Genomic DNA, 25,432 nt, shown 5'->3' with positions numbered 1-25,432 from the left:
GTTCACGGCTGTGGCCGCGGCACCTCGCGGATCACGCGGGCGGGGTTGCCCGCCGCGATCACGTCGGCCGGCAGGTCCTTCGTGACCACGCTTCCGGCGCCCACGACGGTCCGTTCGCCGATGGTCACCCCCGGCAGCACGATCACCCCGCCGCCGAGCCACACGTCGTCCCCGATGGTGATCGGCCGGGCCCGCTCCCACATGGCGCTCCGCCGCCCGGGGTCGAGGTCGTGGTCGGCGGTGTAGAGCTGGCACCTCGGCGCCAGCCAGACGCGCGACCCCAGCACGATCGGCGCGCAGTCCAGAAGCACGGCGTCGAAGTTGATCCTGATCTCGGCGCCCAGCTCGATGAAGAAGCCGAATTCGCACAGGAACCGGGGCATCACCCAGCCGCCGGGCCCGACCCGGCCGAGCAGCTCGTGAAGAATCGGCTGCCGGGCCTCGTCGTCGGTGAGCGCGGTCGCGTTGAACGCGTCCAGGAGCCGGGCACAGCGCTCCCGGTAGGGCATCAGGGCCGGCTCGGTGGACACGTACGGCAGCCCGCCGGCCATCCGGGCCTTGAGCGCGTCCAGGTGTCCCCGCTCGTCGGTCGCTTCCCTGTCATCGTCCATGGAGAGCCCCTTCCTCAGGTCCGGTTACCGGCGGCGGAGCCGGAGGGTGATCGGCCGGTGGTCGGAGGCGCCCGGCCGTCCGTCGTGCGGGAGCAGCCGGGGGTCGTCCACCGCCTGGTACGAGGCCAGTGCCCCGGTCAGGGCCGGCGACAGCAGGAACACGTCGATGCGGCGCGGCGCCTGGCCCGGCGGGTGGTGTCCGAAGGTCGGCGAGCGATCCCGCGCATGGGCTCCCGCGTCGACGAACAGCGGATCCTCGGCCTCGCCCAGCAGCCGCCGCAGCGGAGCGCGGTCGGCGTGCTTCTCGCCGGGCCACCGGTGGTCGTCGCGGCGGTGGCGGGGCACGGTCGTCCAGTCCGGCTCCGGATCGTCCGGCGGGAGGGAGTTCGCGTCCATGGCCATGACCGTGGGGGCCGGCGCACCGGGGTTCGCGTACCGGCGCAGCCGGTCGGACTCGATCCGCCGGTTCGTGGGGCTGAACGGGTCCAGATGAGCCACGACGAACCGCAGCTCGTGCGACCACCCGGGCAGCCGCAGCGTGGCGCTGCCGTGGCCGTGCCACGCGGCGAGGTCGTGCGGTGTCCGCTCGGTCTCCACTGGTTCGATGTCCCGCTGCCAGAAGATCGCCAGATGGCAGCCGGTCTTCGCGGTGAACAGCGCGCCGTCCATGCCGAACCCGGCCTTGGCGTCCTCGAAGAACCGCCCCCCGTCCCGGTCCCAGCCCCACCCCTCGGTGGTCATCAGTACCCGGGGCCGGTGTTCCGCGACGATGTCCCGCTGCAGCAGCCAGCGTTCGTCCCGGCCTTCCAGCCGGTCGATGCCCGCCTCGTACAGGTTCCAGAACATGACGAGGTCGCTCGCGGCGGCCGTCGCCGGCTGTGTGCCCGCCCTGCTCACTTGAATCCGATGATCATGGATTCCGGACCGTCCAGGTGTTCCACGCGGGTCTCCCGGAAGCCCGCCTCACGCAGCCATTCCTGGCACTCGGGACCGGTGTAGTCGAAGCCGCCGGGGACCTCCAGGTGCATCATGAGGCTGAGGATCAGCCCGACCGCGTTGCTCCGCCGGTCGCCGTCGATCAGCGTCTCGTAGATCAGCACGGCCCCGCCCTCCGGCAGCGCACGGTACGCCTTGTCCAGCAGCAGCCGCTTCTCCTCCAGCCCCCAGTTGTGCAGGATGTGCCCGAACACCAGCACGTCGGCCGAGGGCAGTTCGTCGCGGAAGAAGTCCCCGGGCTGGAAGCTCATCCGGTCGGCGAGGTCGAGCGCGCCGGTGTACTCCTCGAACCCCTCGCGGGCCTGCGGCAGGTCGAAGCCGACCGCGGTCAGGTGCGGGTGGCGCAGCAGGATCCGGCCGGGCAGCGCGCCCTCGGACGTGCCGATGTCGGCGAGCGAGCGGTAGTCGTCCCAGGGGAAGCTGTCCGCGATCACCCGTGCCGAGCCGATGCTCAGCGCCGTCATGTCCCGCTGGAAGGCGCGGACCGAGTTCGACGTCGCGTACGTGTCGGCGTAGAAGTCCCGGCCGGTACGGGCCCCGCGCAGCGCCTCGCCGGTCCGCAGCACTCCCGTCAGGTCGTCGGCCAGGCCCGCGCACTGGGTCAGGTAGCTGTCGCCGAGATAGGTGGCGGGCTTGCCCGCGTCCAGGTATTCGTCGGCCGCGGGGGTATTGGCGTAGACATCGCCGGTACGGTCCAGCAGGTCGAGCGCCACCAGGGCGTCCAGGAAGTCGCCGACGGCGCCGGGGCCGAGACCGAGCCGGCCGGCCAGCTCGTCTCCGCGCAGCGGCTCCTTGGCCAGCTCGGTGAAGACGCCCAGCTCGATGGCGCTGAGCATCGTCTTGGTCTTCCAGTACGCCCAGAACAACTCGGTGACGGGCTGCGGTGAGGTCATGTCCTTACCTTCTGGTCGGGTCGGTCGGGTCGGTCGGGTCGGTCGGGTCGGTCGGGGTGACGGCGGGCGGCGGTCGGATCCGCCCGCCGGGCCAGGGCGACGGCGGCCGTGACGGCCAGGCCGCACAGCAGGGTGAGAGTGGCGATCGACAGCGGAATCGACACGGCTGCCCGGGCCGGGGCAGCGAACAGGCCCAGCAGGGGCGGCAGGGCAGCGCTGCCGATCAGATTGGTCAGCAGCAGCACGGCGCTGACGCGCTCCGGTGGGAGCGGCAGGGCGGCGGTGGCCCAGACGAGCACGGTCGGGAAGACCGTGCCCAGCGCGAAGCCGGCCAGTCCGTAGCCCGCCGGTGCCCAGCGGTCGTCGAGCGTGGTGAGGAGCAGGCCGGTGGCGGCGAGCAGGCAGAGCAGGACCAGCCGCGGTGGACCCAGCCGGTGCGTCACGGGCGGCAGCACCACCCGGCCGGCGGTGAGGCCCGCCCAGAACAGCGCGGTGAGCCCGGCGGCACTCTCGGCGGAACGGCCCGCGGCCTCCAGGTGGGTGGACTCCAGCGCGCCGGTACCGGCCTCCACTCCCGCGTACAGGAAGGCCACGGCCGCGAACACGGCCAGCAGGGGCAGGCTCCGGCGCCCGGCCGGGGCGTCGGTGCCGGTGTCGGGCGTGGGTGGGGCGCCGGGGCCCGCCGTGCCGAGGTGCCGGGTCGGCCAGAGGAGCGGCGCCGTCAGCCCCGCCGTCACCAGCAGCAGCCACGGCACCTCACCGAACCGGCCCACCAGCAGCGGTCCCACGGTGGCGCCCGCGCCGAAGCACGCGTGCAGCAGATTCATCAGCAGCAGCCCGCGCCGCCCCGGGAAGCGGCCGAAGAAGGCGTTCAGATACAGCAGCAGCCCGCCGAAGCCGAAGCCCGTCGCCGTGGCGAACGCGTTCAGCAGCCACCAGGTGGGCGCGAGCGCCATCCCCGCGCAGCCGCCCGCGAACGCGGCCAGCAGCGGGAGGACCGGGCGCCCGGTGGTGGACCCCCCGGCGGGGGTACGGCCGCCAAGACCGCACGCGGCGACCCCGGCGAGCGCACCCAAGTTGTACAGCCCGACCAGCTCGGCCCCGCTCCCCTCGGGCAGCCCGTACGCGGACCTGAGCAGCGGCAACGCCGCTCCCAGCGCCGCGGTGACCACACCCAGCAGCAAGGACAGCACCAGCGGGGCCACGACGCGTACCCGGGCGGGTGCGGCGGGCGGCACCGGCATGGTCACCTCCGGTCGCGCAGGGCCGTGGGGCGGAGCCTGACCGGGGCGAAGACGGCTGAGGCGGAGGGGGTGAACGGAGCCTGGACGAAGAGCCCCAGCCGCAGCTCCGGCTCCGAGAAGCCGAAGAACGTTCGTACGAACCGCCAGTCGTCCTCGGGCGCCTCACGGAAGAACACCGCCTGCCGGGGCCCCTCGCGGGTCACCAGCAGCTCCGCCTCGGGACCGGCCAGCGCCGGCCCCAGCGCCTCGTCGGACACCGGCCGGGACAGCACGGTGACCACCGCCCAGCCACTCGCCTTGACCCGTTCCACGCAGACCTTGAACCAGCCCTCGGGGCCGTGCAGGGCGATCCCGCCCGCGTCGCCGAACGCGGCGCCGTCGACCGAGATCCGGGTCCAGGCGGTGAAGTCGCCCCGGACCGTGCGCTGGAGCAGCGGCAGTCCGCTCGCCTCGTGGGCGCCGGGCATGGCGAACAGATCGGCCCCACCTGGCGCGGTGATCTCCAGTGACCCGCCGGTACGCGAGCAGGAGAGCGGCTCGGCCGACCAGCTCCAGCCCTCGTCGAAGCCGAACACCACCTCCGCCTGTGCGGCGCCCGTGGGCTGCGTCGCCGTCATGCCGTCATCCCGCCGTCGACGCTGATCGCCTGGCCGGTGACCTTCTTCGCCGTGGCCAGGAAGACCACCAGCTCCGCGATGTCCTCGGGAGTCTGGAACTCCCGCTGGGGAATCATGGTGCGCATCCGCTCCCAGCACTCGTCCTCGGTCTCGCCGGGCCGGACGAACGCCGACAGGAGATAGCTCCACATATTGGTCCGGATCATCCCGGGGCAGATCGCGTTGACCCGGATGCCGTCGCGGGCCACCTCCAGGGCGAGCGAGGAGGAGAAGCCGATCACCCCGAACTTCGCGGCGCAGTAGTGCGCCACCTTGGCGAAGCCGCTGCGCCCCGACACCGAGGAGAAGTTGATGATCGACCCGCCGCCGGAGTCGCGCAGCAGCGGCACGGCGTGCTTGGAGGACAGGAAGACCCCGTCCAGATTGCCGGACACCACCTGCTGGAACTCCGTGAGCTCCATCTGCTCCACCGGGCTGACATGGGTCACCCCGAAGGCGTTGACGACCACGTCGAGCCGCCCCGGCCCGCCTGCCAGCGACCCGTACAGCTCGCGCACCGCGGCCTCGTCGGTGGCATCGACCTCCGCCGCGGTCACCCGCAGTCCCGCCTCGCTCAGCCGGGCCGCCAGCTTCTGGGCGTCGGCGAACCCGCTCACCCGGGTGGACCGGTAGTGGTTGAAAGCCGAGGGCAGCCGGTCGGTGTCGGCCACCACCACGGTCGCGTCCTGCCGGGCCAGCGCCTCCACCGCGGCGGCGCCGATGCCCCGGCCCCCGCCGATGACCAGCGCGACCTTGCCGGCGAGCCCCGTCCCTGTCCCCGTATCGGTCCCGGTCCCGCGTTCCGTCGTCGTCATGCCGTCATGTCCTTCCGATGCGTCGTTCTTACGGGCTCCGGCGTCAGGCCGTAGTCGAGCGGGGGCAGCAACAGGGCGTCCAGGAGCCGGGGGAAAGCCCGGTAGTCCGCCAGATTGCGGCTTCCTTCGGTGATCAGCCGCCGCAGCTGCCGGCGGCCTTGGGCCGGCTCCTCCGGCAGGGCGTCCACCGCGGACAGCAGGCCGTCGTCCCGGTGCCGGAAGAAGTCGGTGAAGATCTGCTCGGACCGTGCCAGCGCCCGGTCCAGGTCGACGCCCTTCCGCCGCTCCACCGTCAGCCGATCGGTCAGCCGGGCGTCGTGGGCGATCTCCTGTCGCACCGCCTCGCCGGACAGCGCCCGCAGGAACGTCCGGTCCTGGTACGGCGACTCGGCGATCACATCCGCGGGTTCGAAGTCGCGGGCGCGCAGCTTGTCCACGAGGGCGTCCTCGTCGACCCAGCCGAGCGCCTCGACCCTGCTCATGGAGAACGCGGTCCCGGTGTTGAGCACCGTCGGCACCAGATTGCGCGCGGGCAGCAGTTCGACGGCCGGGCCGATGTCGGCGCCCAGTACCGGAATCCCGTGGGCGAGCGCCTCCAGCACCACCCTGCCGAGCGTCTCCCGCGACGCCGTGCTCGGGAACAGCAGCACGTCTATCTGCGAGAAGAACCCGGCGAGTTCGGTCTGCCCCAGGACGCCGAGCATCCGGACGGCATCCGGCTCGACCCCCTGCCGGCCCAGCTCCGCCAGCACCGCATCGGTCTCCCAGCGGGGATGGTTCGGCTTGCCCGCGCACAGCAGACTGACGCGCCCCGGGCTCGCCCGGTGGCAGCGAGCGAAGACCGACAGCACCTGGTCGAAGTTCTTCGCCAGGGACAGAGCACCGAGATAGCCGATGCGCAGCGGCTCGTCGGGCGCCGGTATCCGGGCCCGGGGAAGCCGGGGCAGCCGGTCGAGCATGGGGTAGGCGACCGCCGAGTTGTCCTCGGTGACCGACGCCAGATGCCGGATGAACAGCCGGCGCGTGTACTCGGTCGGGAACAGCACCAGGTCACCGGGGCGCAGCAGCGGCGCGCACAGCTCCTCCTGTGCCCAGTAGCCGGACCACAGCGCCGTGTGCACCTCGCGGACGATCCGGAAGCGGCCCTTCGTACGCTCCCGCCACAGATGGTGCAGGAAGGCGTACGGGCCTGCCCCGGCGTACACCACCTCGCCCGGCGAGGCCGATGCGACACTCTCGGCGCCGCGGGTCAGATCGTGCCAGGCCACGCTCCGGTGGCCGGCCAGCAGTTCGGCCACCTCACGATGCATGAGGATGGCGCCGTCGACGATGCCCGAGGTGTCCGGCGCCCGGTAGTCATGCGCGTGCAGCCGCACGGCGGGCCTCCTCCCCGGGACGGTCCTCGCCGTCCGTGTCCGACGGCCTTCCGTCGAGCAGTTCGCGCAGCTGCGCCGGGCTCATCCGGTGCAGCCGGAGCTGCTTGTCGTGCACGCGGTTGGCGATGTCCCGCTGTACGCCGTGCACCTCGGCCGGGAGCAGGTACTTCGTGCGCAGCCGCTCGCCGAAGCCGCCGTGCGCCCCGTTGTACTCGATGGCCAGCAGCCGTTCGCTGCCGCGCAAGCGCGCGACGGTCTCCGCGTCGAGGTCGGGGTCGAGCGCCGCGCAGTGCAGATGCGGCAGGCCGAGGTCCCGGTTGGCCTCCGCGACGAGTACGGTCGCGTAGCCGAAGGTGACCAGGGCAGTCCCCAGGTCACCGGCGGCGGGCGGGGTGATCCACACTCCGCCGTCCACGTCGGCGGAGCAGTCCGCCCCGGGCGGGTCGAACTTCGCGTCGACCGTGCTGAGAACGTGCGTGATGTCCGGGTTGTGGTCCAGCCGGTCCAGGCAGGCGTCGAACTCCGCCTCGGTCACCGGCTCGTAGACGCGGGTGTTCATCACCAGGCCGAGCAGGTTCGCGGCGTTGTGCGCGCCGCCCCAGGCCCCCCAGCTGCGCCCGGCCAGCACCAGCAGATTGCGCACGCTGGTGGTCGCCTCGGTGAGCATGCTGAGCGAGTCCATGTAGTACATCGCGTCGGTGGCGACCACCTTCAGCGTCCGCTCGGGCAGCGCGAGGGTCAGGCCGAGGCTGAGCGTCTCCGCGAGCCCGGTGTTGGTGTACGGCACCTTGCCGCGCAGTCCGAAGCGGTTCGCCATGTCGGCGGTGAACACCGCGAGTTCCCGGCCGGTGCGCTCCTGGCGGTCGGCCAGCATCCGTCCGGTGGTCGCGGCGAAGGACACCTTGGCGGGCTTCGCCGGTGCGGCCGAGCCCTCGGCCGGCTTCGGCTTGAAACTGTGGTCGCCCTTGCGGGTCCGGCACACCAGCGCCGCCGACCCCGGCGCGGCCAGCAGTTCGCCTAGCGAGTCCGAGACGGCCTTCGCGTCCAGGCCGTCGACCTCCTCGACGCGGTGCAGATAGCCGGCCAGGTAGTCGCGGCTGAGCGGCTTCGGGAGCGGCTCGATGCCCATGTCGTTGGCGTCCACGACCAGGACCAGATTGGTCAGACCCGCGTCGTGGGCGAAGCGCAGGCACTCGAAGACCACGCCCTCCTGCAACTCGCCGTCGCCGGCCAGGCAGACCACCTTGCGGTTGTCGCCCCGCTCGGCCATCGCGCCGGCGAGACTCACCGCCTGCGCGACGCCCACACCGAGGCTGTACCGCATGGTGTTGCGGAAGCCCAGGTCCCGGTGGATCACCCCGGTCAGTCCGCCCTGGTGCAGGGTGGCCAGCGGTGTGAACGGGAAGGTGCCACGGACGTAGTGCTCGGCGTAGAAGCTCGGCGCGATGTGTCCCCGGCCGACGATCAGCTCGGCCGGGCCCTGGCCCTCCTCGGAGTCCACGGATACGAGTCCGAGCTCGAAGCAGGCGCGTACGAGCGGCAGGGACGACAGGCAACTCTGGTAGTTCCCCGAGCCCGCGATCTCGTGCATCCGCAGCAGGACCCGGGCGCTGTCGTCATGGACCCGCTCGGGAACGGCGGCCGCGAGCTTGCGCAGCGAGTCGAGCAGCGGGCCGCTGTAATCGCCCGCTTCCAGCTCGGCCAGCTCGCGCCGCACCACCTTGTTCTCCTCGGGCGTCAGCCGGGGCAGCGCGGCCTCACCCGGCTCGGCGAAGAGACTGCTCAGCCCGGTCATCGACCGCTCCCGCACACCTCGTCGAGGGCGGCGGCGAGGACGCGCAGCATCTCGTCCGCCTCGGTCTCGGTCGTCACGAAGGCGGGAGCCATGACGAACCAGTCGTCCTGACCGCGAATGATCAGGCCGCGCTGCAGGCACGCCCGGGCGAACCGTTCGCCGATCGGCCGTTCGCCGCCGTCCTCCAGCAGTTTGACCCCGTACAGCAGTCCGATCGACCGCACGGTGCCGCGCCCGCCGATCAGCTCCCGCAGCCGTGGCTCGATGTACTCCGACAGCTTGCCGATCCGCACCGGGAAGTCGCCGTCCCGGAACAGGTTCACCGCGGCCAGGCCCGCGGCCGAGGCCATGGGGTTGGCGGCGTACGTGTGCGAGGGGGCGAAGGCCAGCGGACCGCCGGAGTCACCGAGAATCGCGGCGATTCGCTCGGCCATCAGCACCGCGGCCAGCGGAGCGTAACCGCCGGATATGCCCTTGCCGACGCACATGATGTCCGGGGTGACGCCGAAGGTCTGGGCGGCGAACGGCTTTCCGGTGCGGCCGAATCCGGTGACGATCTCGTCGAAGACGAGCAGCACGTTGTGCCGGTCACAGATCTCCCGAAGCCGCGTGAGGTAGTCGGCCGACGGGATCGCCATGCCGCGCAGATGGATGACCGGCTCGATGACCAGGGCGGCCACCGAATCCGGGCCCTCGGCCTCGATCGTCCGCTCGATGATCGATGCGGCCAGCGCTCCCGACTCCTCGGGCGGCACGCCCCAGAAGGACTCCAGGCAGTCCGGCGGCCAGACGTGGAGGAAGCCGCCCAGGCCCGGGCCGAAGCGCCCGACATCGGGACGCCCGGTCAGCGACAGCGAGCCGAAGGTGGCGCCGTGGTACCCGTGGTAGTGGCTGAGCACCTTGATCTTGTCGGGATTGCCGTGCGTACGGTGGTAGAGCCGGGCCAGCCGGACCGCCGCCTCGACACTCTCCGAACCGCCGTTGACCAGCTTGGCCGCCGTGATGCCGGGCGGCGCCAGGTCGACCAGGCCCCGGGCCAGCTCCAGTGCGGCGTGATTGGTGCCGTGCAGGGGTGGGTTGAAGGGGAGCGTCCGCAGCTGGTCCTCCACCGCCCGCTTGATGGGCTCGCAGTCGTAGCCGAAGCAGGTGACGAACACGCCCGACAGGCCGTCCAGATAGCTGCGGCCGCCGGCGTCCTGCAGCCGGATTCCCTTGCCGGAGGTGAAGAGCACCGCGTCCTCGGAGTGCGGGACCTCGAAGCAGTAGGCGGACAGGTCGGTCGGCCACGACGACAGCGTGGACTCTTGGACAGACATGAGGAACCTCTCTCTGTGAGGGTGTGCCCGACGCGCTCAGCGCGGGAGCGGAGAGACGAGGGACTGGTGGATCCGAAGCCTGCGCGGGGGTGCGAGCAGGTCGAAGTACTCGGTCCACGCGGGGCTGAGGATGTCCCTGAGCAGGATGTCCTTGGCGATGTCGACGATCACCGGCAGCGAGTGGGCCATCAGGAGCGGCATCAGCAGCCGCTCCTCGCCCGGCGCGAGCAGGCCGGCGGCCGTCGCCGCCTCGCGGAACGCGGCGAGGGAGCGGCGGCGGCTGGTCTCGCCGGCCACCCGCCCCGCCATCTCGGCCAGCCAGGCGAGGTCCAGCAACCGGTCGCCGACGTGCAGATTGTCGAAGTCCAGCACGGCTACGACGTCAGGGCCATCGCCTTCGCCCTCACCGTCGCCCGTGGGGGAGAACAGGAAGTGGTGGTAGTGCAGATCGCCGTGCACCACCGCGGGCCTGGCGGGCTGTTCGCCCGCCGCGGCCGGTCCGGCCTCTCGCAGCAGCCGACCCGACGCGATGACGCCGCGCAGCGCCGAGGCGGCCGCCCGGCCCCAGCTGTCGCCGCGCCGCTCTGCGAGTGGCAGCAGCCGCTCATCGGCGTCCCGCAGGGCGGACGGCCAGTGTTCCTCGTCGACCAGCCGGGGCAGCCGGATCGGGGCGAGCCTGTCCGCCACCCCGTCCGGCGGCCGGTCCAGGGCGCGGCGCAGCCCGAGCGCGGTGCGTACGACGGCGGCAGCCTGGGCGGGCGTGAGCTCGCCGGACGCGGCGCCCGGCGCGAGCGGAGCGAGTTCGCACACCAGCCCGTCGTGCCAGACGCTGGTGGCGCCGTCCGAGGCCGCCACGGCCGCCGGGGCGGGCACCCCGTGGCTGCGGCAGTGCGCGAGGACCTCTTCCTTGAGCGGATAGAACCGCGGCTCCCGTGCGGCGTCGGGATTCAGCTGGACCTTCAGTACGTAGCCCCCCTCGGGGCGCTCCACGTACCACAGGCCCGCGGTGTGACTGAGCGGCGCGGTGCCACCGGCCGAGAGCGGCCGACACGGGGACACCGGACCACCGCGGCCCCCAGCGGGCGGCGAGCACCTGGCGTACCCATCCCGCGCTCCCGGCCGCCTCCACCCGGGGCGGCACCGCGGCGGTCATCGGCGATCCTGCGGGCGCGGTGGCCGACCGGAGCTCCACGACGTGTGCATGGGACCCTCCCCTGCCTGAATCTGGTGGGTGGCGTTGGGCTGTGCAGCAATCCCAGCAAACGGTTCTGTCGTGGCTCTGTGGCGCGCCTGTCCCGCTGCCGCCGCGGTCTGTGCTCGATCTGTTGTCCTATGAAGATGACTAGTAATTTGTGGACGTTGAGACGCAACTACGGCATCACGGGCGAGAGCTGATCGCTCTGGACAGTAACGCTCTGGATACTGTTCGTATGTTCTTCCAGGTCCTGGGGCCGGTACAGATGCTGATGCAGCACGGTGCCGCCCTCCCCCTTCGGGGCGCCCGGTTGTCGACTCTGCTGGCTCTGCTGCTCGTCCAAGCGCCCGCGGTGGTGAAACGGGATTTTCTGATCGAGGAATTATGGGCCGGCCGACCCGTCAAGGACCCGGTCAACGCTTTGCACCTGCACATAGCCAAGCTGCGCGTCCTGCTGGGCAGGAACAGCGGCCTGCTGCAGACCCGGAAGGGCCTCGGATACCGCATGGGGCTCTCGGCGGACATGCTCGACGCGACCCGCTTCGCACGGCTCGCCGCCGAGGGCAACGACCACCTCGACCAAGGGCGCCCGGCCGACGCGGCGGCGGTGCTGCAGGAGGCACTGCGGCTGTGGCGGGGCCCGGCGCTGGAGGGCGCGGGCGACTCCGTGGCCATCGCCGGTGAGCGGGCGCGATTGCACGAACTGCGCCTCGTGGCATCCGAGCACCTCGCGGAGGCGCGGCTTGCCCAGGGGCAGCACGTCGCCCTGGTGCCGGAGCTGAAGGCGCTTGTCGCCGAGCACCCGCTGCGCGAGAGTCTGCGCGGGCTGCTGATGCGGGCGCTCTACGGAGCGGGCCACCAGGCCGAGGCGCTGGAGGTTTTCGACGCCACGCGCGGAGTACTCCGTGACGCGCTGGGGGTGAGTCCTTCCCCTCCGTTGCGCGCACTGCACGCCGCTTTACTGGCCCACGACACCCACGCACTGAACGTCCCGCGAAGGGGGCCCGCCGCCACGACGCCGCCGCCGGGGCCCCGGAACGCCCCGAGCCGGGTGGTTCCCGGGTCAGGTTCCCGGACCACCGGTGAGGCGGGCCGGACGGGCGGACTCGTCCCGCCGCTCGACGCGTTCGTCGGACGGCGCGCGGACCTGGGGGCCATCACGGAAGCGGTGCGGCAGAACCGCCTGGTGACCGTGGTCGGTCCGGGCGGCGTGGGCAAGACCCGGATCGCCCTCCAGACGGCAGACAATCTGCGCGAGGAATTCCCGGACGGCATCTGCCTGGTGGAACTCGCCTCACTTCCCGCCGGTGCCGGCCCCGACCGGCTGATCGCCGCATTCGCCGAGGCGCTCGGCATCCCGGATTCGCCCGACCGGATTCCTCAACTCGCGCGACTGAAGGCCGCCCTGGCCGGGAAGCGGATGCTCCTTGTGGTCGACACGTGCGAACACGTACGCCAGGGCGCGGCCCACACCGTCGACACCCTGATGCGCGGCTGCTCCGCTCTGACCGTGCTGGCCACGAGCAGGGAGGCGCTGGCCGTGCCGGGCGAAACGGCCTTCCCGCTGCGCCCGTTGCCGCTCGGCGAGGCGGTTGAGCTGTTCCGGGCCCGGATGACCGCGGCGACGCCGGACCTGGGGTGGGATGACGTCACGCGGGCGAGCGCGGCAGCGGTGTGCCGTCGGCTGGACTGCCTGCCGCTGGCCATCGAACTGGCTGTCGGCCGCACCCGCATGCTCACCGTCCCGGACATCGAGGCGCGGATCGCCGACGGCCTCCATATCCTCGCTCAGGCCCCGGTCCCCGCTCCCGAGCGGCATCGCAACCTGTACGCGACGCTGGACTGGAGCCATGAACTCCTCGGCGCCGACGAGAAGCGGGTCTTCCACGACTTGTCCGTGCTCGTGGGCACCTGGGACCTCGACGCCGCGGAACACTTCTGCGCCGACACGACCCTGTCCGGCGCGGAGGTGGTCGACACCGTCGGCCGGCTGGTCGGCAAGTCGCTCCTGGCCCCCTTGCGGGGAGCGGGCAGCTCACGCTTCCGGATGCTGGAGACGGTGCGCGTCTACGCGCAGCAGAAGCTCGCGGCCTCCGGCCGCGAGGAGGAGGTCCGGAACCGCCTCGCGGCCTGGACCTCGACGCAACCCGAGTCGGCCGCCCGGAGCGGTCCGAAGCTCCACGGCGGCCGGCCCCCGGCCCGGCCGATTGCGCCGGCCTTGCGCGATGCCATGTGGACCGCGAGGAGCCAGGGCATGTGCCGGAGCTGCTCCCTCACGAGCTGAGCACACACAGCGGCTCTGCGCGGCGGCGCGGCGACCCGCCGGACGCCGACGAGACCCCCTAGCGCCCGCGGGCCTGGAGCGACGCCAGATAGGCGTTGTACGCGGCGAGTTCCTGATCACCGTCGCGGTCCGCTGTACGGTCATCGCGCCGCGCCTGGCGCTGGTCGGACTTGTACCACTGGTACACCAGCGCCACCAGCACGATCACCGACGGGACCTCGCTGAACGCCCAGGCGATGCCGCCCGCCGCGTTCTGGTCGGACAGCGCGTCGATCCCCAGCGAGCCGGGCGGATGCTCGAACGTGCCGATCATGGGCGCGCTCGCCATCATCAGCGCGATCCCGAAGAACGCGTGGAAGGGCATCCCCGCGAACAGCTCCAGCATCCGCATCACATAGCCCGGCCGGTGCGGCCCCGGGTCCACGCCCATGATCGGCCAGAAGAAGACCAGGCCCACCGCGAGGAAGTGGACCATCATCGCGATGTGCCCGACCTTGGAGCCCATCAGGAAGTCGAAGAGCGGGGTGAAGTAGAGCCCGTACAGGCTCGCGATGAACAGCGGGATCGTGAACACCGGGTGGGTGATGATCCGCATGTAGCGGCTGTGCAGCAGCGCCACCAGCAGTTCCCGCGGCCCCTTGCGGCCGCGCCCGGCCGCCGGCAGGGCGCGCAGGGCCAGCGTCACCGGCGCGCCCAGCAGCAGGAGGATGGGGGAGACCATGCTGATGATCATGTGCTGGACCATGTGCACGCTGAACATGACCATGCCGTAGTCGTTCAGCCCGGTGCACATCGCGACCACGACGGTCAGCACACCCGCCACGAACGCCACCAGCCGCCCCACCGGCCAGCGGTCACCGCGCCGCCACAGCCGCACCGCGGCCCAGCCGTACAGGGCGAGCGCGAGCACACAGCCGACGAGGAAGAAGGGATCACCGCCGAACGCCAGTCCGCGCGACAGCGTGAACGGCGGCAGATCCATCATCATGCCGTGCCCGCCGTGATCCATCAGCAGCTCTCCTCCCGGTGCGCACGAAATGTGCTCGCACCAGCCTAGAACCGGTCAGATCACAGCACGCACTCGGCCTCGGTGTACCGCTCGGCGGGTACCGTCTTCAGCCGCTCCACCGCGTCCGCGAGCGGCACCATCACGATGTCCGTACCGCGCAGCGCCGTGATCTTGCCGAACTGGCCGCGGTGCGCCGCCTCGACGGCGTGCCAGCCGAAGCGGGTGGCCAGCACCCGGTCGTACGCCGTCGGCGTGCCACCGCGCTGCACATGGCCCAGGATCACCGCCCGGGCCTCCTTCCCCAGCCGCTGTTCCAGCTCGACGGAGAGCTGACGTGCGATACCGGCGAACCGCTCGTGGCCATAGACGTCCCGCTCCCCGGCCGCGTACTCCATCGTGCCCTCGCGCGGCTTGGCGCCCTCGGCGGCCACGACGATCGCGAACTTCTTGCCCGCCTCGAACCGTGCCCCGACGGTCCTGACCAGCTCCTCGATGTCGAACGGGCGCTCCGGCACGACGATCGCGTGGGCGCCCGCGGCCATGCCCGAGTGCAGCGCGATCCAACCGGTGTGCCGCCCCATGACCTCGACGATCAGCACCCGCTGATGCGACTCCGCGGTGGTCTTGAGCCGGTCCAGGGCCTCGGTCGCCACCCCGACCGCGGTGTCGAAGCCGAAGGTCACATCGGTGGAGGCGATGTCGTTGTCGATCGTCTTCGGGACGCCGACGATCGGCAGCCCGGCGTCCGACAGCATCCGGGCCGCCTTCAGGGTGCCCTCGCCGCCGATCGGGATGACCGCGTCCAGGCCCAGCTCCTCGACGTGGCCCTTCGCTCGCTCCACCCCGTCGCGCAGATGCGCGGGCTGTACCCGGGTCGAGCCCAGGACGGTGCCGCCGAGGGCCAGGATGCCGCTCACGGCGTCCAGGTCGAGCTTGCGGTAGTCACACTCCAGCAGGCCCTTCCAGCCGTCCTGGAAGCCGATCACCTCGTCGCCGTGGTCGACGACGGCGCGGTGGACGACGGACCTGATGACCGCGTTCAGCCCGGGGCAGTCGCCGCCGGATGTGAGCACACCGATGCGCATGGCGCGTGATTCCTCTGTCTGCTACGGCCCATGTGTATGGGAGCGACATCCGGACCGCGCTGTCCGGCTGGACGACGACACCCTACAAGCGGCGGACGCCGCGGAAAGCACAATGCCGCCGGGTGTCCGCGATGCGGTCACCCGGCGGCTCAGCCGTGCGCGAGGCCGCTCAGGCGGGCTGGGCGGTGGCCGCCGCGATCCGCTCGTTGCGCAGCGCCTCGTACCACTGGTCGTCGACCGGCGGCAGCCCGTTCACATCGAGCGCCAGCTTCAGCAGATGGTCCGCGATGTGCGGGTTGCGGGCCATCACCGGGCCGTGCATGTACGTCCCGAAGACGGTGTCCTTGTACGCGCCCTCGTAGCCGTCGCCCGTGCCGTTGCCGTTGCCGAACCGGACGCGCGCGAAGGGGCGCGCGGTCGGGCCGACGTGGGTGACGCCCTGGTGGTTCTCGAACCCGGTCAGCGGCGGCAGCCCCAGCGGCTCGTCGATGTCGGCCAGCACATCGCCGACGCAGCGGGCGCCCTCGCCGCGGGTGCTGATCACGTCCAGCAGGCCCAGGCCCTGCTGGCGCTGCCCGAGGTCGTTGACGAACTCGTGGCCGATGATCTGGTACCCGGCGCACACCGAGAAGACGATCGCCCCGTTGGCGACCGCGCGGTTCAGCCCGCCGTCCCGCATCAGCCGCTCGGCGGCCAGCCGCTGCGGGCGGTCCTCGCCGCCGCCGATCAGGTAGATGTCCCCGGAGGTGGGGATCTGCTGGTCGGAGCGGACGTCCAGGCGGGAGACGTCCAGCCCGCGCTGGCGCGCCCGGCGCTCCACCACCAGGACGTTGCCCTGGTCGCCGTACGTGCTCAGCAGGTCGGGGTAGACCCAGACCAGACGCAGGCCGTTCTGGCTCGTGCTACGCATCGTCGTGTCTCCTCGTACGGGGGTCAGTTGCCGACCCGGCGGCGCAGGTCCTGGAACGCGGTGTAGTTGGCGATCACTTCGATGCGGCCGGGCGGGGAGATCCGTACCGCCTCGTCCGCGTCCGCGCAGACCCGGAAGTCGAGCCCGGCGACCTCCAGGCGCACCGCGAGGTCCAGCTTGCGGTCGCCGATCACACAGATCGGGTGCCCGGCGAGCCGGGTGTAGTCCACGTCCCACAGCCAGGAGGTGTCGGTGCCGTCCGCGCCGCGCGCGTTCACCGAGAGGATCACCGGGGTGGGCGGCGGGTCGATCAGCGAGAATGTCTCCAGCCAGCCGGCCGGGTTCTTCGCCAGCAGCAGCCGCAGCTCGCGCTCCTGGAAGGTGACCACGTCATAGCGGCCGGCGACCGCCTGCACCTGGTACATCCGCTCCAGCGCGACCTGCGGCGGCACGCCGAAGGTGGCGGCGACGGCCGCCGAGGTGGCCGCGTTCGCCTTGTTCGCGCGGCCGGGCAGCTGGAGGTGGATCGGCCAGGCCGCGCCGTGCGGGTCCAGCACGTATTCACCGTTCAGCGCCCAGCTGGGCACCGGGCGGCGGAAGCCGCACTCGCCGCACACCCAGTCGTCGCCGGGGCGCTGGAGCACCCCGCCGCACGCCGGGCAGGACCAGGCGTCGTCCTTCCACTCCTGGCCCGCGGCGACCCACACCACATTGGGGCTTGAGGAGGCGGCCCAGACGATGAGCGGGTCGTCCGCGTTCGCGATCACTGTGGCCTTCGTACCGGCCAGGCCCTCCCGCCACTTCTCGGCGAGCATCCGGGTCTCGGCGGCCCGGTCGAGCTGGTCGCGCGAGAGGTTGAGCAGCGCGATGGCCTTGGGCTCGGTGTCGCGTGCCACCCCGGCGAGGTACTTCTCGTCGACCTCGATCACGCCGTAGCGGGCGTCGGAGCCGCCCGCCAGGGCCGAGGTGATGCCCGCGGGCATGTTGGCCCCGAGCGCGTTGGAGACCACCGGGCCCGCGGCCCGGAGCGCCTCGGCGATCAGCCGGGTCGTCGTGGTCTTGCCGTTGGTCGCCGACACCAGGATCACGTCCAGGTGGTGCGCCAGCCTGCTGAGCAGATCGGGGTCGAGGCGCAGGGCCACCTTGCCGCCGATCACCGATCCGCTGCCGCGGCCCGCGGCCTTCGACACCGCCGCCGCGGCCTTGCCCGCCGTCACGGCCAGTTTGGCACGTGGCGACAGCGGCTCTGAGTTGCCTGCCATCGTCTCTCGATCCTCCTCGCATACCGGCGCCGCACCTGCCCCCCGAGGCACCGGTGGTACGCCCCCTCCGCGCCGAATCGCCAGCCGGGAGGCCACGGTCGGGGATCAGCCTATCGAGATCCGGGCGCTGTCCCGAATTCCGTCGGCCCTTCCGGGGGACCGTACGCTTGGCTGCCATGCGAAACGGCGCGATCCCGGGGAGCCGGGGGACGGTACGGCCCCTGCGGCTGCTCGGTGATCAGGCGCTGCGCGCGCCCTGTGAGGAGGTCGGCGACTTCGACGCGGCCCTCGCCCGGCTGGTCGAGGACCTGTTCGCCACGATGTACGCGGCGGGCGGGGTCGGCCTCGCCGCCAACCAGATCGGCGTGGGGCTGCGGGTCTTCGTGTACGACTGCCCGGACGACGAGGACCGGCGTCATCTGGGGCACGTGGTCAACCCGCGGCTGGCGGAGGCGGACGGGGTGACCGTACGGGGCACCGAGGGCTGTCTGTCGCTGCCGGGCATCGAGTCGGGCACCCCGCGCTTCGACCGCGCGGTGGTGGAGGGCGTGACGGCGACCGGGGAGCCGGTGCGGGTCGAGGGCAGCGGCTTCTTCGCCCGCTGTCTCCAGCACGAATGCGACCACCTGGACGGCGGGCTGTTCCTGGACCGGCTGGACGGGCTGCGGCGGCGCCGGGTGCTGTGGGCGGCCCGCCGCGCGCCGTGGGCGCGCGGGCGGGCGTGAACCCGTGAACCGGGGGCCTCAGAACAGCCCGGGGGCGCCGATACGGTCGTCCACCAGCGCCAGCCGCCCCCACAGCAGATCGGTGAGGTGGTGGACCAACCGCTCGCGCGAGCAGGGCCGTTCCCGGAGCCACCAGTCGCCCGCGGCGTGCATCATGCCGACGATCCCATGGCCCCAGATCCGGGCCACCTCCTCGCCGCCGGGGCCGAGTTCGACCCGGTCGGCGATGACCTTGGCCAGCTCGTCGCCCATGCGGCGCAGCAGCGGCGCGGAGTGGTGGCCCACGTCGAAGCCCTGCTCCTGTTCCTGCTGCTGGCCCTGGTCGGCCGGGTGCATCAGGAAGCGGTACACCTGGGGCCGGGCCTCTATCGCCGCCAGGTAGGTGTCCAGCGTGGCCGCCACCCGTCCGCGGCGGTCGGGCGCGGGGGCGTCCAGGGCGTTGCGCAGCGAGGCGAGCAGGGCATCGGTGTGGCGCACCGCGAGGGCACGGTACAGCCCTCCCTTGTCGCCGAAGTGGCGGTAGAGAATGGGCTTGGTGATGCCCGCCTCGGCGGCGATCGCGTTCATCGAGGCCTCGGGGCCGTCGCGCAGCACCACCCGGTCGGCGGCCTCCAGCAGCTCCTTGCGGCGCCGTGCGGCGGCCTCCTGCTGGTGGTCCTCGCGCTGGCTGGTCCCGGTCTCCATGTCGTGGCCTCCCCGCCCCCTGACGTGTTCACGCGTTACATGAATGGGCACCGCGTATCTGCGCAACGTAACACCCGGCCGGGGTAAAGAGATCGCACGGCCGTGGAGTTGACATCGCCTACTGACCGGTAACAGACTGCTGTTACCGTAGGTAACAGCAGGCGCGGCAGGTGGAGGGGCCATGGCGGAGTTCTCGTTCGAACTCAACGATGATCAGAAGGCAGTGCGTGAGTGGATCCACGGCTTCGCCGCGGACGTCATGCGACCCGCCGCCGCGGAATGGGACGAGCGCGAGGAAACGCCCTGGCCGATTATCCAGGAGGCGGCCAAGATCGGCCTGTACTCCCTGGATTTCTACGCCCAGCAGTACTTCGACCCCACCGGCCTCGGCATCCCCATGACCATGGAGGAGCTGTTCTGGGGCGACGCAGGGCTAGCCCTGTCCATCGTCGGCACCGGTCTGGCCGCCGTCGGCGTGCTCGCCAACGGCACCGAGGAGCAGATCGGCACCTGGATCCCGCAGATGTACGGCGACGCCAATGACGTGAAGGTCGCCGCGTTCTGCTCCTCCGAGCCCGACGCGGGCTCGGACGTGTCCGCCATGCGCACCCGGGCCGTCTACGACGAGGCCAAGGACGAGTGGGTCATCAACGGCACCAAGACCTGGGCCACCAACGGCGGCATCGCGAGCGTCCACGTCGTCGTCGCGGCCGTCGACCCCGGACTCGGCTCCAAGGGCCACGCGTCCTTCATCATCCCGCCGGACACCCCCGGGCTGTCCCAGGGCCAGAAGTTCAAGAAGCACGGCATCCGCGCCTCGCACACCGCCGAGGTGGTCCTCGACAACGTACGGGTGCCCGGCAGCTGCCTCCTCGGCGGCAAGGAGAAGCTGGACGAACGCCTCGCCCGCGCCCGCGAGAGGGCCACGGCGGGCGGCGAGCGGCTGAAGAACGCCGCGATGGCCACCTTCGAGGCGTCCCGCCCGGCCGTCGGTGCCATGGCCGTCGGCACCGCCCGCGCCGCGTACGAGGTCGCGCTCGACTACGCCAAGACCCGGCAGCAGTTCGGCCGCCCCATCATCGACAACCAGGGCGTCGCCTTCCAGCTCGCCGATATGCGCACCCGGATCGACGCCTCGCGCCTGCTGGTGTGGCGGGCCTCCTGGATGGCCGTGAACGGCAAGCCCTTCGACTCGGCCGAGGGCTCCATGTCCAAGCTGTTCGCGAGCGAAACCGCCAAGACGGTCACCGCCCAGGCGGTCCAGATCCTCGGCGGCAACGGCTTCACCCGCGAATACCCGGTGGAGCGCATGCACCGCGATGCCGCGATCTACACCATCTTCGAGGGCACCAGCGAGATCCAGCGCCTGGTCATCGCCCGCACCCTCGCCGGCGTCCCGATCCGCTAGCGGATCCCCGGAGTCACCTCGCGCCGAAGCGGCGTTTGCGCCCCGCGAACGCCGCCAGCAGGCCGCGCAGTTCCTCCGCCGTGAAGTCCGGCCACAGCGTGTCCACGAAGAACAGCTCCGCGTAGGCCGCACGCCACAGCATGAAGTTCGAGATCCGCTGCTCTCCGGACGTCCGCACCAGCATGTCGATGTCCGGGAGGTCGCCGTGCGGCAGGTGCCGGGTGAACAGCGCCTCGTCGATCAGGCCCGGATCCAGCGCCCCGTCCGCCGAGGCCCGCGCCAGCGAGGTCGCCGCGCGGGCGATCTCCTCCCGCCCGCCGTGGTTGAAGCAGAACGCCAGCGTCATCGCGCGGTTGCCCGCCGTCTCGGCCTCGGCCCGGCGCAGGGCGGCCAGGGTGGCGCGGGGGAGCCGGGCCTCCGAGCCGAGCCAGCGCAGCCGTACGCCGCGCTCGCCGTACGCGCGGAAGACGTCGGCCAGCTGGGCGGTGAGCCGCATGAGGGCGGCCACCTCGGCGCGCGGCCGGTTCCAGTTCTCGGTGGAGAAGAAGAACAGCGACAGATGCTCGACGCCCTCCTCCAGCGCCGTGTCCACCACCCGCGGCAGCGCCAGCACCCCCGCCTCATGGCCCCGGGTGCGGGAGAGGCCGCGCAGGGCGGCCCAGCGGCCGTTGCCGTCCATGATGATGGCGAGGTGCCGGGGCATCCCCGGGTCCTCCTCCCGGGGACCGCGGCGCTGCCGTACGACGGCGGGCGCGTCGGCGACGGACGCCCGCAGCAGCCGCTTCACCGAGGGCACCCTCCAGGCTCCGACCTCGAACACCCGCGCGTCCCTCCGCCTCGGCTTCCCCGGTGCCGTGTCTGACGACGGGGCGGGGCCGCGGGTTACCTGCCCGGTGGCCGAACCATTCGTTTGGTCGGCACCGCGGCGGCCGCGGTCATGGCTTCCGCGCGACACCCCCGTGCACGTCCGTCGTCTCGATCGGCGTCTCGGACGGCCCGGGCCGCCACAGCGGACACGAGACGATACCCGGTTCGATCAAGTCCAGGCCGTCGTAGAAGCGGCTGATCTCCGTAAGGCCCCGCAGCACGTACGGAACGGCGCCGGTGTCGTCGTAGCCCTGCTGGGCCTCCTTGAGCGCCTGGTCGGTGTCGGTGCTGTCGTAGTGCACGAAGTAGCTGCCGGAGGGCAGGGCCTGCTGTAACCGGCGGACGATCGACACCGCGTCGTCGTAGTTCTGGATGTGCCCGAGGATGCCCATCAGCATCAGGGCGACGGGTTGGTCGAAGTCCAGCGTCTTGGCGGCCATCTCGAGGATCCGCTCCGGCTCGTGGAGATCGGCGTCGATGTAGTCGGTCACGCCCTCGGGGGTGCTGGTGAGCAGCGCCTGCGCGTGCCGGAGCACCAGGGGGTCGTTGTCGACGTAGACGATCCGGGCCTCGGGCGCCATCCGCTGGGCGACCTGGTGGGTGTTGTCGTAGGTGGGCAGCCCGGTGCCGATGTCCAGGAACTGGCGGATCCCGCACTCGCCCGCCACATGGGTGACGGTGCGGATGAGGTACGCGCGCGAGGCGCGGGCCATGACCTCGATGTTCGGGGCGACCTCCCGGTACTGGTCGCCGGCGATCCGGTCGACCTCGTAGTTGTCCTTGCCGCCCATCCAGTAGTTCCAGATCCGGGCCGAGTGGGGCACGGTGGTGTCGATTTTCGACCATGCCTGCTGGGTGGGGCCGGGGGTGGACGAACCGTTGGTCATCGGGACTTCTCCTGCTGTACGTCATGCCTGTGAGAGGCTCCAACTTACCCACTGTGCACGGGAGTTCAGCGATTCCCGGCGTAGCGGCGGACGGGTGAGCGAATCCGTGGCAGGCGGCGGGCGAAGGAGGCCGTCTCGAGCGTCACCGGAGTCTCGCCGGGGCCCGGCTCCGCGCCGGGTCCGGAACCGGGGTCCATCGGCGGTTCCTCGTCGACCGTGACCACCGGCGCGTGCTGGGCGAGCGTACGGAATGCCTGGTCGAAGCTGGTCAGCGCGGCGTCGATCTCCGCGAGGTCCGCGGCGCCCGCGCCGCGCGCGGCGAGCCGGTCCTCCAGCACGGTCGCGGGCGCGGTGACATGGACGAAGACCCCGTCGCGCTCGGCCACCGCCTCCGCGAAGTCGAACGCCTGGATCCAGGTGACGCGGGAGTGCCCGCGCCGCAGCGGTCCGTAGACCAGCTCGCCGACCAGCCCCGCGTCCACCGCGAGCGATCCCTCGTGCTGGAGCAGCTCGCGGTAGGGGCGGACCGGGTCCAGGTGCGGGAGGTCGGGGGAGGCGCGGGTGACGGCGAAGCCGTGCCGGTCCGCGAGCCGGGACAGCAGCCCGTCCCGGCGGACGCCGTCACAGCCCTCGACGATCAGTGTGCGCCGCTGTGCGAACGCATGCTGGAGCTTCATCCCGTCTTCCCGTCGTTCCGGAGCGACCCGGATTGGATGGAGGGACGACACCGCCGCCCGCCACGGCGCCTTCAGTGTGCGTGGCGGGGCGGCGGGGGTGGGAGTGCGCTACGGGGTTGTGCGGTTGTGCGACCGTAGTGGTTTTCGAATCGTGGCCCGTCAGGGGGTGCGCCCGGCGCGTTTCCGGGGGCAGCCGGGGCGACCGGGGAACACACCCCCTGGGTGGCGGTGCCTAGGCGATGAGGAAGTCGGCGTCGCCCGCCTTGGCGGCCTCCAGGAAGGAGGCGACCTCGGAGCGGGAGTAGATCAGGGCGGGGCCGCCCGGGTCGGTGGACTGGCGGAGGGCCACCCGGCCGTCCTCCAGCCGCTTGGCCTCGATGCAGGTGCCTCCGTTGGTCCCGCTCCAGGGCTTTTGCCAGCCCTCGGTACCCAGGTCCGTGGCCGGCATCCCGGTGTAGACGGGGTCTGTCATCACAGCTCCTTACGCAGTTCGGCCAGGATGGTGCTGGTGTCGCCGATCGGGTCCGCCTGGACGGCCATCCGGTCCAGGACCTCCAGATACGCCCCGACCTCCTTCGGCCGGTCCACGTAGACCGCGCCGGTGAGGCTCTCGGTGTAGACGACATCGGGCAGTTCGGAGAACCCGAAGCGGAAATAGTGGAAGGGGCCGAAGGCCCCGGGGTGCGGACCGGACGCGAAGCGCATGATCTGTAGCCGGACCTTCGGCATCGACAGGGTGTCGATGATGTAGGCGATCTGGTCCCGCATCACTTCGCTGGGGCCGACGGGACGGCGCAGCACCGTTTCGTCGAGGATGGCCCACATGACCGGCGCGTCCGGCTTGCTGAGCAGGCTCTGCCGCTGGAGGCGCAGGGCGATCCGGCGCTCCAGCTCCTCCTCGGTGTCGTTGGGGAAGCCGATGCGCAGCACCGCCCGGGCGTAGTCCTCCGTCTGGAGCAGCCCGGGGACGTAGTGCGGCTCATACGCTCGGATGACCGTGGCCTCGCTCTCCAAGCTGACATACGCACTGAACCAGTCGGGCAGTACGTCCCGGAACTGATGCCACCAGCCGGGCTGGTTGGCCTCCCGGGCGAGGGCGAGGAAGCTCTCGATCTCGGGTCCCCGAACGCCGTAATTCCGCAGCAGTTCCTTGACGTACGGGATCTTGAGACCGACTTCCGCCTTCTCCATCCGACGCACCGTCAGCGGGGTCACTTCGATGGCCTGAGCTGCCTCTTCGAAGGAAAACTGGGCCCGCTCGCGCAAATGCCGCAAACGCTTGCCGAGAACCCTGCGTAAGACGGTGGGGGCGGCGCCGCTCGGCCGTGCCTCGCTCACGTCCCGCCTCCCGGAGTGGCTGTCATATGCCTGCACAGTGTGCCTGGACAGTGTGCCACGTGCCCGACGACACAGACAGAGCTATGCGGATCGTTCTGAAATTATCAGAACGATGGTTGCGGGGTGAGCGACTCACCACGCATAGTGAGCGGGTGACCCATCTCACCCTCCACGGCGGGGGCTCCCAACCTCCTTTGTCCACAACGTCGTTGACACAGCCGATGAGTGCGGCGCCGCGCGGCGGGGATCCCGTACACCTCCGTGGCGCGTGCCGGGGAGGGTTACGGTGATGCCGGGCGCACAGCCGGGAAGCGGGCGCCAGGGCGCCCCGGCCAACGCGGCGTTGGCCGCGGCCCTCAAGGAATCCGGTTGCTCCTACGCCTCGTTGGCGCACCGGGTCAACGAACTGGGCCGCAGACAAGGACACGAGTCGAACTACGACAAGGCGTCCGTCACCCGCTGGTTGCAGGGCGGCCAGCCGCGCGGCAACACGCCGGAGCTGATCGCCGCCGTGCTCTCCCACCGGCTCGGCCGGCCGCTGGCGCCCGCCGAGCTCGGCTTCATCGCCGACCGTCAGCGCCCCGTCGTCGCCAGAGCGCTGGCCTACCGGGAGGACGTAGCAGAGACCTTGCACACGCTCGCCGAACTCGGCTCCACCGATATCTCCCGCCGCAGCCTGCTGGGTGCGGTGCCCTTCGTCGCCGGAGCCCTGGTGACCCCGCAGCGCGAATGGCTGCTGTGGCTGGTCGAGAACCAGGACACCCCCCGGCTCACCTCCGCGGCCGCCGGCGGCCGCGTCGAGCAGGTCCACGCGGCCATCAGCATGTTCGACGAGATGGACAACCGCTTCGGCGGCGGCCAGGTCCGCGCCAGCATCGTGCTCTATCTGTCGACCGAGGTCGTGCCCATGCTCCAGCAGCGCGGCGCGCCGCCGCACGAGCGGCGCCAGCTGTTCACCGCGGCCGCCAAGCTCGCCGCGATGGCGGGCTGGAGTTCCTACGACAACGCCGAATACGGCCTGGCCCAGCGCTATATGACCCAGGCGCTGCGGCTGTGCGCCGAGGGCGGCGACCGGGTGCTCGGCGGCCAGATCCTGGCCGGACTGTCCCATCTGTCCACCAACCTCGGCCAGCCGGAGGCGGGGGTCGAGCTGGCCCGGGTCGGCGTCGCCACCGCCAAGCACGCGGGCAGCCCGCTCGGCCTGATGCGGCTGCACGCCATGGCCGCCCGCGGTCATGCGGCGCTCGACCAGCCCCGGGAGGCGTCCAAGTCGCTGCGCGCCGCGGACGCCCAGTTGGAGGCGAGCCGGGGTGCCCAGCAGGAATCGCCCTGGGTGCGCTTCCTGGACCACCACTATTCTGGCGGCCGAGGCGGCCCTGTGTTTCCGCGACCTGGGGGA

23 protein-coding genes and 1 pseudogene are annotated in these 25,432 nt (G+C 71.6%); 4 read left to right on the top strand and 20 right to left on the bottom strand.

The features are described 5' to 3' along the window. Nucleotides 1-2 precede the first annotated feature (2 nt). The 10 genes from SSOG_RS03870 to SSOG_RS03825 are packed head-to-tail and all read right to left on the bottom strand — an operon-like array spanning nt 3 to nt 10,761. Nucleotides 3-611, bottom strand: coding sequence for a sugar O-acetyltransferase (locus SSOG_RS03870; protein WP_009712898.1), 609 nt, complete (start codon nt 609-611; stop codon nt 3-5). A gap of 24 nt (nt 612-635) precedes the next feature. Beyond that, complete coding sequence (locus SSOG_RS03865; protein ID WP_039940608.1) at nt 636-1,457, bottom strand: endonuclease/exonuclease/phosphatase family protein; 822 nt, start codon at nt 1,455-1,457, stop codon at nt 636-638. A 47-nt stretch (nt 1,458-1,504) separates the two neighbouring features. Continuing rightward, nucleotides 1,505-2,500 carry a methyltransferase gene (locus SSOG_RS03860; RefSeq protein WP_009712896.1) on the bottom strand — a complete coding sequence of 332 codons (996 nt, stop codon included), beginning with the start codon at nt 2,498-2,500 and terminating at the stop codon, nt 1,505-1,507. Beyond that, nucleotides 2,497-3,744 (bottom strand): MFS transporter, encoded by a 1,248-nt coding sequence (locus SSOG_RS03855; protein WP_154685886.1) that lies wholly within the window; start codon nt 3,742-3,744, stop codon nt 2,497-2,499. Before SSOG_RS03855 ends, SSOG_RS03860 begins: the two co-directional genes overlap by 4 nt. Before the next feature lie 2 nt (nt 3,745-3,746). Continuing rightward, nucleotides 3,747-4,361, bottom strand: a complete 615-nt coding sequence (locus SSOG_RS03850; RefSeq protein ID WP_009712894.1) for a DUF1349 domain-containing protein — start codon at nt 4,359-4,361, stop codon at nt 3,747-3,749. Beyond that, nucleotides 4,358-5,215 (bottom strand): SDR family oxidoreductase, encoded by an 858-nt coding sequence (locus SSOG_RS03845; RefSeq protein WP_050799757.1) that lies wholly within the window; start codon nt 5,213-5,215, stop codon nt 4,358-4,360. The genes SSOG_RS03850 and SSOG_RS03845 overlap by 4 nt, the downstream gene beginning before the upstream one ends. Next, nucleotides 5,212-6,591: a glycosyltransferase gene (locus SSOG_RS03840; protein ID WP_009712892.1), complete on the bottom strand. Its 1,380-nt coding sequence runs from the start codon at nt 6,589-6,591 to the stop codon at nt 5,212-5,214. The genes SSOG_RS03845 and SSOG_RS03840 overlap by 4 nt, the downstream gene beginning before the upstream one ends. Next, a complete protein-coding gene (locus SSOG_RS03835; protein ID WP_009712891.1) occupies nt 6,572-8,386 on the bottom strand; it encodes a 1-deoxy-D-xylulose-5-phosphate synthase N-terminal domain-containing protein in 1,815 nt (604 codons plus the stop codon). Before SSOG_RS03835 ends, SSOG_RS03840 begins: the two co-directional genes overlap by 20 nt. Next, nucleotides 8,383-9,702, bottom strand: coding sequence for an aminotransferase family protein (locus SSOG_RS03830; RefSeq protein ID WP_009712890.1), 1,320 nt, complete (start codon nt 9,700-9,702; stop codon nt 8,383-8,385). Before SSOG_RS03830 ends, SSOG_RS03835 begins: the two co-directional genes overlap by 4 nt. 36 nt (nt 9,703-9,738) lie before the next feature. Beyond that, nucleotides 9,739-10,761, bottom strand: coding sequence for a phosphotransferase (locus SSOG_RS03825; RefSeq protein WP_009712889.1), 1,023 nt, complete (start codon nt 10,759-10,761; stop codon nt 9,739-9,741). 371 nt (nt 10,762-11,132) lie between these two features. Here SSOG_RS03825 and SSOG_RS03820 point away from each other — a divergent pair, with 371 nt between their 5' ends. Further along, the gene (locus SSOG_RS03820) at nt 11,133-13,181 is read left to right on the top strand and encodes an AfsR/SARP family transcriptional regulator (protein ID WP_050799756.1); all 2,049 of its coding nucleotides are present in this window, start codon (nt 11,133-11,135) and stop codon (nt 13,179-13,181) included. A 58-nt stretch (nt 13,182-13,239) separates the two neighbouring features. Here SSOG_RS03820 and SSOG_RS03815 read toward each other — a convergent pair whose 3' ends face one another. The 4 genes from SSOG_RS03815 to SSOG_RS03800 all read right to left on the bottom strand — a co-directional run bounded on the left by SSOG_RS03815 (nt 13,240) and on the right by SSOG_RS03800 (nt 17,447). Then, a complete protein-coding gene (locus SSOG_RS03815) occupies nt 13,240-14,190 on the bottom strand; it encodes a cytochrome c oxidase assembly protein (RefSeq protein ID WP_009712887.1) in 951 nt (316 codons plus the stop codon). Between the two features lie 59 nt (nt 14,191-14,249). Next, on the bottom strand, nt 14,250-15,275 hold the full coding sequence (locus SSOG_RS03810) for a 6-phosphofructokinase (protein WP_009712886.1): 1,026 nt from the start codon (nt 15,273-15,275) through the stop codon (nt 14,250-14,252). Nucleotides 15,276-15,444: 169 nt separating this feature from the next. Then, nucleotides 15,445-16,185 carry a type 1 glutamine amidotransferase gene (locus tag SSOG_RS03805; protein WP_009712885.1) on the bottom strand — a complete coding sequence of 247 codons (741 nt, stop codon included), beginning with the start codon at nt 16,183-16,185 and terminating at the stop codon, nt 15,445-15,447. A 23-nt stretch (nt 16,186-16,208) separates the two neighbouring features. Next, nucleotides 16,209-17,447, bottom strand: coding sequence for a Mur ligase family protein (locus SSOG_RS03800; protein ID WP_009712884.1), 1,239 nt, complete (start codon nt 17,445-17,447; stop codon nt 16,209-16,211). Nucleotides 17,448-17,623: 176 nt separating this feature from the next. On the opposite strand from SSOG_RS03800, the gene def reads away from it, so the two are divergent. Continuing rightward, nucleotides 17,624-18,172: a peptide deformylase gene (gene def, locus SSOG_RS03795; protein WP_208867323.1), complete on the top strand. Its 549-nt coding sequence runs from the start codon at nt 17,624-17,626 to the stop codon at nt 18,170-18,172. A gap of 18 nt (nt 18,173-18,190) precedes the next feature. Here the strand turns inward: def and SSOG_RS03790 are convergent, their stop codons facing one another. Then, nucleotides 18,191-18,856 carry a TetR/AcrR family transcriptional regulator gene (locus SSOG_RS03790; RefSeq protein ID WP_009712882.1) on the bottom strand — a complete coding sequence of 222 codons (666 nt, stop codon included), beginning with the start codon at nt 18,854-18,856 and terminating at the stop codon, nt 18,191-18,193. A 181-nt stretch (nt 18,857-19,037) separates the two neighbouring features. Between SSOG_RS03790 and SSOG_RS03785 the strand changes: the two genes are divergently transcribed. Next, nucleotides 19,038-20,264, top strand: a complete 1,227-nt coding sequence (locus SSOG_RS03785) for an acyl-CoA dehydrogenase family protein (protein WP_009712881.1) — start codon at nt 19,038-19,040, stop codon at nt 20,262-20,264. Nucleotides 20,265-20,277: 13 nt separating this feature from the next. On the opposite strand, the gene uppS is transcribed toward SSOG_RS03785, so the two are convergent. The 5 genes from uppS to SSOG_RS03760 form a co-directional block, all read right to left on the bottom strand. After that, nucleotides 20,278-21,084, bottom strand: coding sequence for a polyprenyl diphosphate synthase (uppS, locus tag SSOG_RS03780; protein ID WP_106516346.1), 807 nt, complete (start codon nt 21,082-21,084; stop codon nt 20,278-20,280). 115 nt (nt 21,085-21,199) lie between these two features. Further along, complete coding sequence (locus SSOG_RS03775; RefSeq protein ID WP_009712879.1) at nt 21,200-22,018, bottom strand: SAM-dependent methyltransferase; 819 nt, start codon at nt 22,016-22,018, stop codon at nt 21,200-21,202. A gap of 65 nt (nt 22,019-22,083) precedes the next feature. Continuing rightward, nucleotides 22,084-22,695 (bottom strand): hypothetical protein, encoded by a 612-nt coding sequence (locus SSOG_RS03770; RefSeq protein WP_039936499.1) that lies wholly within the window; start codon nt 22,693-22,695, stop codon nt 22,084-22,086. A gap of 232 nt (nt 22,696-22,927) precedes the next feature. Then, nucleotides 22,928-23,167 (bottom strand): DUF397 domain-containing protein, encoded by a 240-nt coding sequence (locus SSOG_RS03765; protein ID WP_039936498.1) that lies wholly within the window; start codon nt 23,165-23,167, stop codon nt 22,928-22,930. Next, complete coding sequence (locus SSOG_RS03760; RefSeq protein WP_009712876.1) at nt 23,167-24,033, bottom strand: helix-turn-helix domain-containing protein; 867 nt, start codon at nt 24,031-24,033, stop codon at nt 23,167-23,169. The genes SSOG_RS03765 and SSOG_RS03760 overlap by 1 nt, the downstream gene beginning before the upstream one ends. Before the next feature lie 289 nt (nt 24,034-24,322). On the opposite strand from SSOG_RS03760, the pseudogene SSOG_RS03755 reads away from it, so the two are divergent. After that, nucleotides 24,323-25,432 (top strand): annotated as a pseudogene (locus tag SSOG_RS03755) (NsdA family TPR-like regulatory protein); the annotation flags it as partial.

This window comes from Streptomyces himastatinicus ATCC 53653, from assembly GCF_000158915.1.
Classification (GTDB): domain Bacteria; phylum Actinomycetota; class Actinomycetes; order Streptomycetales; family Streptomycetaceae; genus Streptomyces; species Streptomyces himastatinicus.
Note: the sequence above shows the minus strand (reverse complement) of the source record. Positions and strands in the feature narration are given on the sequence as shown.